Annotated in this window: 11 protein-coding genes; 8 read left to right on the top strand and 3 right to left on the bottom strand. The window is 58.3% G+C overall.

Annotated elements, in window-relative coordinates:
- Positions 1-36: 36 nt before the first annotated feature.
- Positions 37-663: a GNAT family N-acetyltransferase gene (locus HMPREF3143_RS23425; RefSeq protein ID WP_008500049.1), complete on the bottom strand. Its 627-nt coding sequence runs from the start codon at positions 661-663 to the stop codon at positions 37-39.
- A 121-nt stretch (positions 664-784) separates the two neighbouring features.
- A complete protein-coding gene (locus tag HMPREF3143_RS23420; RefSeq protein WP_070534361.1) occupies positions 785-3,061 on the bottom strand; it encodes an ATP-binding protein in 2,277 nt (758 codons plus the stop codon).
- Between the two features lie 181 nt (positions 3,062-3,242).
- On the opposite strand from HMPREF3143_RS23420, the gene HMPREF3143_RS23415 reads away from it, so the two are divergent.
- The 7 genes from HMPREF3143_RS23415 to lpxO all read left to right on the top strand — a co-directional run bounded on the left by HMPREF3143_RS23415 (position 3,243) and on the right by lpxO (position 10,390).
- Entirely contained in the window at positions 3,243-4,763 is a 1,521-nt protein-coding gene (locus HMPREF3143_RS23415) for a sugar ABC transporter ATP-binding protein (protein ID WP_021242933.1), read from the top strand.
- Positions 4,760-5,755, top strand: coding sequence for an ABC transporter permease subunit (locus HMPREF3143_RS23410; protein WP_008500046.1), 996 nt, complete (start codon positions 4,760-4,762; stop codon positions 5,753-5,755). Before HMPREF3143_RS23415 ends, HMPREF3143_RS23410 begins: the two co-directional genes overlap by 4 nt.
- A 30-nt stretch (positions 5,756-5,785) precedes the next feature.
- Positions 5,786-6,727 (top strand): ABC transporter substrate-binding protein, encoded by a 942-nt coding sequence (locus HMPREF3143_RS23405; protein ID WP_021242935.1) that lies wholly within the window; start codon positions 5,786-5,788, stop codon positions 6,725-6,727.
- A gap of 49 nt (positions 6,728-6,776) precedes the next feature.
- On the top strand, positions 6,777-7,463 hold the full coding sequence (locus tag HMPREF3143_RS23400; protein WP_023293504.1) for a D-lyxose/D-mannose isomerase: 687 nt from the start codon (positions 6,777-6,779) through the stop codon (positions 7,461-7,463).
- A gap of 10 nt (positions 7,464-7,473) precedes the next feature.
- Positions 7,474-8,334: a ketose 1,6-bisphosphate aldolase gene (locus HMPREF3143_RS23395; protein ID WP_039024743.1), complete on the top strand. Its 861-nt coding sequence runs from the start codon at positions 7,474-7,476 to the stop codon at positions 8,332-8,334.
- A complete protein-coding gene (locus tag HMPREF3143_RS23390) occupies positions 8,331-9,338 on the top strand; it encodes a carbohydrate kinase family protein (RefSeq protein WP_127353239.1) in 1,008 nt (335 codons plus the stop codon). The genes HMPREF3143_RS23395 and HMPREF3143_RS23390 overlap by 4 nt, the downstream gene beginning before the upstream one ends.
- A 143-nt stretch (positions 9,339-9,481) precedes the next feature.
- Positions 9,482-10,390 (top strand): lipid A hydroxylase LpxO, encoded by a 909-nt coding sequence (gene lpxO, locus HMPREF3143_RS23385; RefSeq protein WP_021242939.1) that lies wholly within the window; start codon positions 9,482-9,484, stop codon positions 10,388-10,390.
- Positions 10,391-10,393: 3 nt separating this feature from the next.
- Here the strand turns inward: lpxO and HMPREF3143_RS23380 are convergent, their stop codons facing one another.
- Entirely contained in the window at positions 10,394-11,125 is a 732-nt protein-coding gene (locus HMPREF3143_RS23380) for a response regulator (protein WP_023293508.1), read from the bottom strand.
- A 256-nt stretch (positions 11,126-11,381) separates the two neighbouring features.
- On the opposite strand from HMPREF3143_RS23380, the gene fdhF reads away from it, so the two are divergent.
- Positions 11,382-13,529, top strand: coding sequence for a formate dehydrogenase subunit alpha (gene fdhF, locus HMPREF3143_RS23370; RefSeq protein WP_084832213.1), 2,148 nt, complete (start codon positions 11,382-11,384; stop codon positions 13,527-13,529).
- The last annotated feature ends 284 nt before the right edge of the window (positions 13,530-13,813 follow it).

Below are 13,813 nucleotides of genomic sequence, written 5' to 3'. Positions count from 1 at the left end.
ACAGCAGGGTGTGGGGGTAGCGGAGGAATCTCAAATTCAGTTATGTCCTGGGACTTCCATCAGTTGATTCGCACGCTGTTTATTTTCTGCGACCAGGACGATGCCGTAGCATTTTTGATCCGGCGAATGGCTCCAGATACGATCTTCGGGGATACACCCTCCGTCATAGATAACCTTGCTACCATCATACGGCCAAAATGCGCCCTGCTCGGTATCAAGAACAAATACAGCGATTTGGTCAGACTCGCGGGCAATTTTCTGCCAGAGCATCTTCCCACCCTCATATTGTTCAAAGTCGCTGACAAGTGTCACGCCACACTGTAATACCAGGGCTTCATACAGGCGAGTTGCCAGTCCCTTGTCACGCTCGGCGGGATCAACACAGATACCTTCTACCTGAATAACATTGGCATCTTCCCAACAGCGCTCGACGGCAATGATATCTTCACCCAAATGCGTTTTACGTTGTAAATCCAGGGCAGCAACAACCCGATGCCGGGGTACCCCATCGAAGGTTTCGATATCCGCTTCAATAATCGCAGCTCTTGGCGTCTGGCTATCAAAAATAACATGTAGCACTCGCCCGGAAAGCTCAAACTCATCAACGAGTTTAAACGACCTGGCAATTGTGCTCGGGCTGTATGTTGTAGGCATCACGATCATTTGTGAGTCCCCCTTTGTGAGTACCGGCATAATTCCTTTTATATCCCAATCTGCTAAATTTTGCGCAGATTAACATCACCGGCGTCAACGATGCTCTTGATGAAATCCTAAACAGGGGCATTTAAAAACATATTTTCCGCAGCGCCTGCGCCAGCTGCACCCGCGTAAACGGCTTGCGCAGTAGCTGAACGTCCGGCAGCTGAGGATTATGCGTGGGCCGTAAATCCTGTCCGCTGATCAGCAGCACCGGAAGCTGCGGATAGTGGCTGCGCACATGACTAATCACCTCGGCCCCGCTCAGGCTTCCCGGCAACATCAGGTCGCTGATAAACATGCCAATATCCGGCGACGCCGCCAGCATGTTCAGCGCCTGCTCGCCGTTTTCCGCTTCGAGCGTCAGGTAGCCAAGCTGGTGCAGCTGCTCGCACAGGGTCTGACGGACATCGGCTTCATCTTCCAGCACCAGTACCAGCCGCTCGCTATCGACGGAGGCGGTGGCAGAGAGCGTTTCATCTTCAGGAACTACAGGTAGCGTCGATCGCGGAAGGTGAAGCCGGACGGTCGTCCCCTGCCCCGGCGCGCTCTCGATCTCCACGCGGCCGCCGGACTGGCGGACAAAGCCGTACACCATCGACAGGCCTAACCCGCTCCCGCTCCCGGTCTGTTTGGTGGTGAAGAACGGCTCAAAGACGCGGGATTTCACCTCCTGAGACATCCCGCAGCCGCGGTCAATGACCTCCAGCGCCACCATATCCTGCCTGCGTCCGTCGCTGCGGGTAACGCGCTGATTCCAGGTGCGAATTTTAATCACCCCGCTTTGCCCTTCCATCGCATCACGCGCGTTCATCACCAGATTAATGATGGCGTTTTCCAGCTGGCTAACGTCTATCCAGGCGGGCCATGCCGGGGATTGCGCTTCGATCTCCAGGGTCAGGGTGGCAGGGAGGGAGTGACGCAGCAGTTCCCGGAGGTTCTCCAGCAGCGGCTGCATCTCTACCGCATGCGGGGTCAGGGATTGCTTGCGGGAAAACGCCAGCAGGCGCTGGGTCAGCAAGGCGCCACGCTCGGCCGCCTTCAGCGCCCGGGTAATGCGCGGCGCGTCGTTTGATTCGGGGTCGGTCAGCTCAAGGCTACCGATGATCACCGCCAGCAGGTTATTAAAATCATGCGCCAGCCCGCCCGTCAGCTGTCCGACGGCCTTCATTTTCTGGCTGTGCAGGAGCGCCTCTTCCAGCCCCTGACGCTCAATGCGGTCGATCTCCATCTGCGTGGTCTTCTCTTTCAACAGGCGCGTGGTGTGCTCAAGCGAGGCGGTGTTGCGGGCAAAAACGTTAAACGCGCGCGCCAGTTCGCCCAGCTCATCGCGCCGCTGCAGCGCGGGAACGGACACATCCTGTTCACCGTGAGCAAGACGCGACATCGCCCGGGAAATGGCCGTCAGGTTGGAGGCCAGATGGCGGTAGATATACCAGCAGGCACACCCGGTGATGATCAGCGCCAGCACGGCGAAAATGGTGATAAACACGCTGATGGATTGCAGTTCGTGATGGCTCTGGGCCGTGCGAAGCCGGGAGGCCTGCGCCACCTGCTCAACGTACTGATTAATATCGCTGTTGAGGATCGCCACCAGCGCCTTGATGTGGAACATGTACCAGCTTATCGCCAGATCGCTCTCCTCCAGCTGCTTCGACAGCGGGGCGAGCTGACCTAGCTCGGCATTAAAATCAGGCAGAACCGCCTTCACAACCGGCTGTGCGGCACTCCGGGGCAGCGTTGCGGCCACCGCGTCCAGCTGCTGAACGGTCGCACGCGGCGAAGGGGTATCGATGGCGGCGGCGATCAGCCGGTCCATCTCCATCAGCTGCTGCGCATCCGGTACGTTACTGTGATAGCGGCGGTTGATATCCTGGAGATGGCGCAGGTAGCTCTGGCTTTGGTACAGCGAGCTCAGCAGCGCGTTACGCTCCAGATGGCGTCGCTGTCCGCGCTCCAGCATCTCCGTCACGCTCTGCTGTAGCTCATTGCTTCGTTGAATAATACGCGCCACCAGGGCTGGCTCCTGCTGCGCCAGCGGCGCCTCCGCAAGCTGCTCCAGCGAGTGGCGCAGGGCCATTTGCGTCTGCTTCAGGCGATCGGCTTCACCTTTGTACTCGAGCGCCCCTACCACCTGCGAGAGCCGCACCGCCGCCGTTGCCACGCTGGCGGTGTCGCGGGCCAGGTTCATGCTGCCGGTCATGTCGTCCAGCGTTTGCTGCTGGACCTGCTCCTGGATTTGGCTGGCGTGGCGGAAGCCGAGCACCGCCACGCCGCTCACCATCAGCGTCACGGCGACCACCAGCAGATTGAAAATCAGCAGGCGGCCTCGGGCGCTGGCGAAGAACGGGGGGCGTGATGGCATGGGGTTGGGCTCCTGTGCGGTTTGGTGCCCTCACCCTGGCCCTCTCCCACAGGGAGAGGGAAAAGGAAAATGTGATGGCGATTAGCTATTCATAACTATGACAAATATGAACAGCTTCTGACATTTTGCATTTACGCACCTGTGATGAAGTGCAGAAATCGGCATTCACAGGAGATCCGCCATGAGCAGAACCCCGGTATTAGAGATGCGCAGCATTGCCAAAACGTTTGGCAGTTTCCACGCGCTCAAGGGTGTGGATTTGACGGTCTTTGCCGGTGAGATCCACGCGCTGATGGGTGAAAACGGCGCAGGCAAAAGCACGCTGATGAAAATCCTTGCGGGCGCCTATACCGCCACCGGCGGCGAGATCCTGATCGACGGCCAGCCGTTTCACATTAAAGGGCCGAAGGATGCGCTGGCCGCAGGCATCACGCTGATTTACCAGGAGATGCAGCTCGCGCCCAATTTGACCGTAGCCGAAAATATCTTCCTCGGCAGCGAGCTGTCGCGCGGCGGGCTGGTCCAGCGCAAGGAGATGGCCGCCCAGGCGCAGGCGGTGATTGACCGCCTCGGCGCGCAGTTTAGCGCCACCGATCTGGTGATGAAGCTCACCATCGCCGAACAGCAGCAGGTGGAAATTGCTCGCGCGCTGCACCGCAACAGCCGCATTCTGGTGATGGATGAACCCACCGCCGCCCTCTCCTCCCGCGAAACCCATCGCCTGTTTGAACTGATTTTGCGCCTGCGCGATGAAGGGATGGCGATCATCTATATCAGCCACCGCATGGCGGAGGTCTATGAACTCTCTGACCGCGTCAGCGTTCTGCGCGACGGGCAATACGTCGGGAGCCTGACGCGCGACAAGCTGAACGCGTCGGAACTGGTGAAGATGATGGTGGGCCGCCCGCTAAGCGACCTGTTCAACAAGGAGCGTGATATTCCCCTCGGCAGCCCGCGTCTCAACGTCCACCACCTCACCGACGGTAAAAAAGTACAGCCGTGCAGCCTGCAGGTGCGTTCCGGCGAAATCGTCGGGCTGGCAGGACTGGTGGGGGCCGGACGTTCCGAGCTGGCACAGCTTATCTTCGGCGTGCGTAAAGCCACGGGCGGCATGATTGAGGTCGACGGCGAGCCGGTGGTGATCCACTCCCCGCGCGCGGCCATCGAAAACGGCATCGGTTTTCTCACCGAGAACCGCAAGGAGCAGGGGCTGTTTCTGGAGCTGGCGGCGCAGGAGAACATCACTATGGCGACGCTGGAGCGCGACGCCACCTTCGGCTGGCTGAACCGCAAAAAAGCCCAGTCCATTTCCGATGACGCCATTGCCCTGCTCAATATCCGCGTGCCCCATTCGCAGGTGCGCGCAGGCGGTCTTTCCGGCGGCAACCAGCAAAAACTGCTCATCTCCCGCTGGGTCGCCATCGGCCCGCGCATTCTGATTCTGGACGAACCCACGCGCGGCGTGGACGTCGGCGCAAAAAGCGAGATCTACCGCATCATGAACCAGATGGCGCGCAAAGGCGTGGCGATCCTGATGATCTCCAGCGAGCTGCCGGAAGTGGTGGGGATGAGCGACCGGGTTTACGTGATGCGGGAAGGCAGCATCGCGGGCGAGCTTCACGGGCGCGACATCTCTCAGGAAAACATTATGACGCTGGCAACCGGCGTGAACGACACTCATCATCAGGCGGTGCAATCATGACAACTCCAACCCATCCGCAGCAGGTGGCGAAATCCGCCTCCGCCAAAAAAATGCTGATGAGCGATCTGATGCAAACGGTCGGTATTTTGCCGATTCTGATCCTGATTGTGGCGGTTTTTGGCTTTATTGCGCCCAACTTCTTCACTGAGAGCAACCTGCTCAACATCACCCGTCAGGCGTCGATCAACATCGTGCTGGCGGCGGGAATGACCTTTATTATCCTCACCGGCGGGATTGACCTCTCGGTGGGGTCGATTCTCGGCACCACGGCGGTGGCGGCGATGGTGGTGTCGCTCATTCCCGAATTCGCCGGGCTGTCCATTCCGGCCGCGCTGATGCTCGGCATGGTGCTGGGCCTGTTCAACGGCGCACTGGTGGCCTTTGCCGGGCTGCCCCCCTTCATCGTCACGCTCGGCACCTATACGGCGCTGCGCGGCGCGGCCTATCTGCTGGCCGACGGCACGACGGTCATTAACTCCAACATCAACTTCGAGTGGATCGGCAATAACTACCTCGGCCCGATCCCCTGGCTGGTGGCGATCGCCCTGGCGGTCATTGTGGTGTGCTGGTTCATCCTGCGCCGCACCACGCTCGGCGTTCACATCTACGCCGTGGGCGGCAACATGCAGGCGGCGCGCTTAACGGGCATTAAGGTCTGGCTGGTGCTGCTGTTTGTCTACGGCATGAGTGGCCTGCTCTCCGGCCTCGGCGGCGTCATGAGCGCCTCACGCCTCTACAGCGCTAACGGTAACCTCGGCACGGGCTACGAGCTGGATGCGATTGCGGCGGTGATCCTCGGCGGCACCAGCTTCGTCGGCGGGATCGGCACGATCACCGGCACGCTGGTCGGTGCCTTGATCATCGCCACCCTCAACAACGGCATGACGCTGATGGGCGTCTCCTACTTCTGGCAGCTGGTGATCAAAGGGGCGGTGATCATCATTGCGGTGCTGATCGACAAATACCGTACCCGACACCATCAAAGTGCATAACAACAATACCCTACGAGTGAGGAAGACAAGATGCGTTTGAAACCCTTAGTGACCGCGCTCTGTGCTGGCGCGCTGCTTGCCGCAACGCCGTTTGCGCAGGCGAAAGATCTGAAGTCCATTGGCGTGACGGTGGGCGACCTGGCTAACCCGTTCTTCGTGCAGATCACCAAAGGTGCCGAGCTGGAAGCGCGCAAGCTGGCGGGCGATAACGTCAAGGTGACGCTGGTCTCCAGCGGGTACGATCTGGGCCAGCAGGTGGCGCAGATCGACAACTTCATTGCCGCGAAAGTGGACATGATCATCCTCAACGCCGCGGATTCCAAAGGGATCGGCCCGGCGGTGAAGCGCGCGAAGGACGCCGGGATTGTGGTCGTGGCGGTTGACGTGGCGGCGGAAGGGGCTGATGCCACCATCACCTCCGATAACACCCAGGCGGGTGAGATGGCCTGTAAGTACATTACCGACCGCCTGAAAGGGAAAGGCAACGTGGTGATCATCAACGGACCGCCGGTCTCTGCGGTACAAAACCGCGTAGAAGGGTGCCAGACGGAGTTCAAAAAACATCCTGATATCAAGGTGCTCTCGGATAACCAGAACGCCAAGGGCAGTCGTGAAGGCGGTCTGGAAGTCATGACCTCCCTGCTGGCGGCCAATCCGAAGATCGACGGCGTGTTTGCGATTAACGATCCGACCGCGATCGGCGCCGATCTGGCCGCGAAACAGGCGCAGCGCAACGAGTTCTTTATCGTTGGCGTGGATGGTTCACCGGACGGTGAGGAAGCGCTGAAGCGTGAAAACTCGCTGTTTGTTGCTACCCCGGCGCAGGATCCGCAGGTCATGGCGGCAAAAGCGGTGGAGATTGGCTATGACATTCTTCAGGGCAAACCTGCGCCGAAAGCGCCCGTGCTGATCCCGGTGACGATGATCGATAAAAAGAACGTCGGTACCTATAAGGGTTGGACGGTTAAATGATCCTTTTCCCTCTCCCGCAGGGAGAGGGAACTGTTTTCAAGGAGTCCCCATGAAACGCTCCGACATCAATGAAATCCTCGGCCACACGCGGCAGTTTTTCTCCATGCACGACGTTCATCTCCCGCCTTTTGCCAGCTTTCCGCCAACGAAATGGCAGCAGCTAGACCAGGCCGCATGGCAGGAAGTGTTCGATCTCAAGCTCGGCTGGGACGTGACGGCGTTCGGCGGCAACAACTTTGCCGCTGAGGGCCTGACGCTGTTCACCCTGCGCAACGGCTCGCCCAACGGCGTGCCTTATGAAAAAAGCTATGCCGAAAAAATCATGCACGTGCGCGACGGCCAGGTGACGCCGATGCATTTTCACTGGCGCAAGCGCGAAGACATCATCAACCGGGGCGGCGGGAATCTGATCATTGAGTTATGGAATGCCGGAGCGCATGAAGAGACGGAAAACACCGACGTGACCGTCACCGTCGACGGCTGCCGCCAGACCCACGCCCCCGGCAGCCAGCTGCGCCTCACGCCAGGGGAAAGCATCTGCCTGACGCCCACTCTTTACCACAGTTTCTGGGGCGAACGCGGCTTCGGCGACGTGCTGGTGGGGGAAGTCTCCTCGGTTAATGACGATGAACACGACAACCACTTTTTGCAGCCGGTTGCCCGCTATAACAACATCGAAGAAGACGAACCGGCACTGCTGGTGCTGTGCAACGAGTACAACCTGTTCCGGATATAAGGGGTGAATGATGCCATTGATTTCTCTTGCCGACGGTCTTGCGCACGCCAGACAACACCGCTATGCGCTGGGCGCGTTTAACGTGCTCGACTCCCACTTCCTGCGCGCGCTATTCGCCGCCGCAAAGCAGGAACGCTCGCCGTTTATCATCAACATCGCGGAAGTGCATTTTAAGTACGTGTCGCTGGATTCCCTTGTCGAAGCGGTGAAGTTCGAGGCCGCTCGCCACGCTATTCCCGTGGTGCTCAACCTCGACCACGGCCTGCATTATGACGCCGTCGTGCGCGCCCTGCGCTTAGGGTTCAGCTCGGTGATGTTCGATGGCTCTACGCTGAGCTATGAGGAAAACATCCGCCAGACGCGGGAAGTGGTGAAGATGTGCCACGCGGTGGGCGTCTCGGTGGAGGCGGAGCTGGGCGCGGTCGGGGGGGATGAAGGCGGCGCGCTTTACGGACATGCGGATGAAGCCTTCTTCACCGACCCACAGCTGGCGCGCGAATTTGTCGATTCAACCGGCATCGACGCGCTGGCGGTGGCTATCGGTAACGCGCACGGCAAATACAGGGGCGAGCCGAAGCTCGATTTCCCGCGTCTGGACGCCATTCGTCAGCAGACGGGGCTGCCGCTGGTTTTACACGGCGGCTCCGGGATTAGCGATGCCGACTTCCGCCGCGCCATCGAGCTGGGCATTCATAAAATCAATTTCTATACCGGCATGTCGCAGGCCGCGCTCGCCGCCGTGGAGCAGCGCATGGCGAACCGCCAGCCGCTGTACGACGAGTTTGCCGAACTGCTGCTCGGCATTGAAGAAGCGATTACCGATACGGTCGCCGAACAGATGCGCATCTTCGGCAGCGCGGGGCAGGCATGATGGAACGCAAAGGCATCATCGCCGCAGGCAATATGCTGGTGGACCACGTCCACCAGATCGTGCAGTGGCCGGAGCGCGGCTGGCTGGCGGAAATCACCCACAGCGAACGCTCAACCGGCGGCGCGCCGCTCAACGTCCTGCTGACGCTGGCAAAAATGCACGTTGGCCTGCCGCTGCAGGCGGTGGGGCTGATTGGCGAAGACAGCGACGGGGACTACATTCTGGCGATGCTCGACCAGTACCACGTCAACCGCCAGCGCGTACAGCGCACCACCTTTGCGCCAACCTCCATGTCGCAGGTGATGACCGACCCCAGCGGACAGCGCACCTTTTTCCACTCGCCGGGGGCCAACCGCCTGCTGGATCTTCCCGCCTTCGATCGCTTAGACGGATCGATGAAGATCTTCCATCTCGGCTATCTCCTGCTGCTCGACAGCCTGGATATGCCCGATGACGAATTTGGCACCCGCAGCGCGCGGCTGCTGGCGCAGATGCGTGACCAGGGGTATGAAACCTCGCTCGATCTGGTTTCCCGTAAGGGCGACCCGCGCTATCAGCCGCTGGTGCTCCCTGCCCTTCGCCATCTCGACTATCTGGTGATTAACGAGCTGGAGGCCGGTGAGTTTAGCGGCCTGACAATGCGTGACGAAAACGACGCCCCGCATATTGCCCATATCGCGGACGCCGCGGCGCAGTTGCTGGCGGCCGGCGTACGCCAGCGGGTGGTGATCCACTGTCCGGAAGGCGCATGGGGAGAAGCTCGCGGTGAAGAGGGTCGCTGGATCCCGTCATGGATGCTGGAGCAGGAAGAGATTATTGGCAGCGTCGGCGCGGGCGATGCCTTTTGCGCGGGCTTTTTATACGGCTGCCATGAATCGCTCCCGCTAACAGAGAGTATTTATCTGGCGCACGCCTGCGCGCGGGCAAGCCTGCTGGCCGCCAATGCGATTGACGGCGCAAAAACGCTGGCCGAGCTGCAGGCGTTTATTCGCGAGAGCATTTAATTTAACAATAATTGCGATTTTTCATTACAGTTCTATGAATTTTATATTCCCGAACTACACTCTCTCCATCTGGCATATTCGGCGTGGGCAGCACTCTGTCCGCACGCTTTTCCGAAATGAGATAGAAAGAGGACAAGGGAAAAATGTTCGCAGTCATCATCATCGGTATTTTCATTATCAGCGTTATTTATGCGCATTCCCGCGGCAAAGAAAAACAGACGCTTTCCCGTCAGCTCTTCGACCATTCGACGTTTATGGCGCCCATCAATATGTTTATGACGGCGTTTTCTTCCCTGCCCGCCAGGCAGCCTTTCTTTGAAACAGAGCGCTTCCCGGAATTAAATAAGCTGACGGAAAACTGGCTGGTTATTCGCGAAGAGGCGCTGCGTTTGCAGCATCATATTAAGGCAGCGGAAAATAATAACGACGCTGGCTTTAACACCTTTTTTAAACGCGGCTGGAAACGTTTTTATCTGAAGTGGTATGCCGATGCCCATCCCTCCGCGCAGTCTTTATGCCCGGTGACGACCCGGCTGGTGAGTGAAATCCCCTCGGTGAAGGCGGCCATGTTTGCCGAGCTGCCGGCGGGTGCAAAGCTTGGCAAGCACCGGGATCCGTATGCGGGCTCGGTTCGTTACCATCTGGGCTTATTCACCCCGAATGACGATCGCTGCTTTATTGAAGTCGACGGGCAGCGCCACAGCTGGCGGGATGGTGAAGCCGTTATTTTTGATGAGACCTACGTCCACTGGGCAGAAAATAAATCGGATCAAACGCGCATTATTCTCTTCTGCGATATCGAGCGTCCGATGAAATGGCGCTGGGCGCAGGCGGTTAACCATTGGGTGGGAACCACGCTGATGTCTGCGGCCAGGTCACCGAATGACGAGAATGACAGCACCGGCGGCATTAACCGCATTTTTAAATACGTTCATGCGGGCCGCGAACGGGGGCAGCGTCTGAAAAAAAGGAACCGTAAGGCCTATTACGCCCTCAAGTATTTGTGCATCATCGCGATTTTTGCCGCCATCATTGTTCCGGCGATAACGTAAGCCTTATGCCGCCTGTTCGGGCCGGCTCACGTCAGTGGCAAACACGTAACCCAACCCGCGGATGGTTTTGATGAGCGCAGGCTGATGCGGGTTAGCCTCTATTTTCCGGCGCAGGCGCATGATCAGCACGTCAATCGTGCGGTCGAACACGTCGGCACTTTCGCTGTGGGTCAGCTCAAGCAGCCGATCGCGGCTCAGCACCCGGCGGGCATTTTGCGTGAGCGCCAGCAGCAGGCCGTACTCGCCCTGGGTTAAGGGCACGGTATTACGCTGCGGATCAATCAGCTCACAGCGGGTGGTATCAAGCGTCCATCCGTTAAACGCAATGCCCGCGACGGGCGCTGCGGAGGCTTCTGCCGCCAGCGCGCCCGTTCGGCGCAACACCGCTTTCACCCGGGCGACCACCACGCGCGGGTTGAACGGTTTGCCAATATAATCGTCGGCCCCCATCTCCAGCCCCACCACCACGTCTGACTCACTGCCCAGGCCGGTTAACATCACAACCGGTAGCGCCGGACGCTGCTTTTGCAGCTGCAGCAGAACCTGCAGGCCGTTGATATCCGGCAGCATCATATCCAGCAGCACAAGAGCGATATTCGGCTCCTGCTGAACCTGGCGCAGCGCATCCTGGCCGTTATGGCAGACAAGCACGCTAAAGACGTGCTCGCTCAGCACGTCCTGAAGCAGTTCGCAGACTGCCGTATCGTCATCAACCACCAGAATCGCCGGTTTCATCGTATGCTTCCGTCAGGGGATTATGTTAAGTCTGAACTATTCTGACGTCGGCTCCAGTCAAAAGGTTTTTTCAGTGACGGAAATTCAACCCATGTCACATCCGCTGCCCTGTCGACACGTCAATTTTGACGATTGACTGCTTTTTGTCAGGGTTTTCACCCCGGATGGGCCGTAAAGTCAGGGGATACCCATACAAAAAACATGGCATAGAAGCTGCATAGTGGGTGCGAACGATTCGATTAACTGGAGCAGACTGATTAAAAAAGTCGTCACGGTTTGCCCTTATTGTGCCTCAGGTTGCAAGATCCACCTGGTGGTCGATAACGGCAAAATCGTCCGGGCGGAGGCCGCGCAGGGGAAAACCAACCAGGGCACGCTGTGCCTGAAAGGGTACTACGGCTGGGATTTTATTAACGATACCCAAATCCTTACCCCGCGCCTGAAAACCCCTATGATCCGCCGCGAGCGCGGCGGCAAGCTGGAAGCCGTCTCCTGGAACGAGGCGCTGGATTATGTCGCCACGCGCCTGAGTGCCATTAAGGCCAAGTATGGCCCGGATGCCATCCAGACCACCGGCTCTTCCCGCGGGACGGGAAATGAAACCAACTATGTGATGCAAAAATTCGCGCGCGCCGTTATTGGTACCAATAACGTCGACTGCTGCGCTCGCGTCTGACACGGCCCATCGGTTGCAGGTCTGCACCAGTCGGTCGGTAACGGCGCAATGAGTAATGCCATCAACGAGATAGATAATACCGATCTCGTCTTCATCTTTGGTTATAACCCGGCGGATTCTCACCCTATCGTCGCGAACCACGTTATTCGCGCTAAACAGAATGGGGCGAAAATCATCGTCTGCGATCCGCGCAAAATTGAAACCGCGCGCATTGCGGATATGCACATTGCATTGAAAAACGGCTCAAACATCGCGCTGTTGAACGCAATGGGGCACGTCATTATTGAGGAGAACCTGTACGACCAGGCGTTTGTCGCGACCCGTACAGAAGGCTTTGAAGAGTATAAGAAAATAGTCGAGGGCTATACGCCTGAATCCGTCGAAGCGATAACCGGCGTCAGCGCGCAGGAGATTCGTCAGGCGGCCAGAATGTATGCCGGGGCAAAAACCGCCGCCATTCTCTGGGGTATGGGCGTGACCCAGTTCTACCAGGGCGTGGAAACCGTGCGCTCGCTCACCAGCCTTGCGATGCTGACCGGTAATCTGGGTAAAGCGCACGTTGGCGTGAACCCGGTGCGTGGTCAGAATAACGTGCAGGGCGCCTGCGATATGGGCGCGCTGCCGGATACTTATCCGGGCTACCAGTACGTGAAGTTCCCGGAAAACCGCGCCAAGTTCGCGAAGGCGTGGGGCGTGGAAAGCCTGCCGGAACACACCGGGTATCGCATCAGCGAGCTGCCGCACCGCGCGGCGCATGGCGAAGTGCGTGCGGCCTATATCATGGGTGAAGATCCGCTTCAGACCGACGCCGAGCTTTCTGCAGTGCGTAAAGGGTTTGAGGATCTGGAGCTGGTGATTGTCCAGGATATCTTCATGACCAAAACCGCGGCGGCGGCGGATGTCATTTTACCGTCGACCTCCTGGGGCGAGCATGAAGGCGTCTACACGGCGGCCGACCGCGGCTTCCAGCGCTTCTTCAAGGCGGTCGAGCCGAAGTGGGATCTGAAAACGGACTGGCAGATCATCAGTGAAATCGCCACCCGCATGGGCTACCCGATGCACTACAACAACACCCAGGAGATCTGGGATGAGTTGCGCAGCCTGTGTCCGGACTTCTACGGCGCTACCTATGAAAAAATGGGCGAGCTGGGCTACATCCAGTGGCCGTGCCGGGACGAGTCGGAGGCCGATCAGGGAACGTCCTATCTCTTTAAGGAGAAATTCGACACCCCGAATGGGCTGGCGCAGTTCTTCACCTGCGACTGGGTCGCGCCGATCGATAAACTCACCGATGAGTATCCAATGGTGCTCTCCACCGTACGTGAAGTGGGCCACTACTCCTGTCGTTCGATGACCGGCAACTGCGCCGCGCTGGCCGCGCTGGCGGACGAGCCCGGCTACGCGCAGATCAACACCGCCGATGCGGAACGGCTCGGTATTGAGGATGAAGCGCTGGTGTGGGTGAACTCGCGCAAAGGGCGGATCATCACCCGTGCGCAGGTCAGCGATCGTCCAAACAAAGGGGCGGTCTATATGACCTATCAGTGGTGGATTGGTGCCTGCAACGAGCTGGTAACGGAGAACTTAAGCCCGATAACCAAAACGCCGGAGTATAAATACTGCACCGTCAACGTTGAGCCGATTGCGGATCAGCACGCGGCGGAACAGTACGTGATCGACGAATATAACAAGCTGAAAGCCCGACTGCGCGAAAGCGCAATGGGTTGAAGCCGTTAATTTATCGTTGAATAAAGGGAGTGATATATTCACTCCCTTTTTATTTTCTATTAATTCATAAGAAATAGAAATTATCATTCTGGAAAGCGGCTCGCAGAAATAATGTAATTTTCGCGAAAAGGAATTACATCTTTGCATTTTAATTCAGAGGGATAAGATGTGCGGCGGGTGCTTAAGACTTTCTGTCTTGAGCATTGTTGAGGGACAGAAAGTGGAAAGCCCCGGGAAATTTGCATTCACCTGTACTGCACCCATTTTGTTGGACGATGAAATGG

Source organism: Enterobacter sp. HMSC16D10 (assembly GCF_001807145.1).
GTDB lineage: Bacteria > Pseudomonadota > Gammaproteobacteria > Enterobacterales > Enterobacteriaceae > Enterobacter > Enterobacter roggenkampii.
The sequence above is the reverse complement of the archived record's forward strand: the minus strand, read 5'-3'. Positions and strand labels throughout refer to the sequence as shown.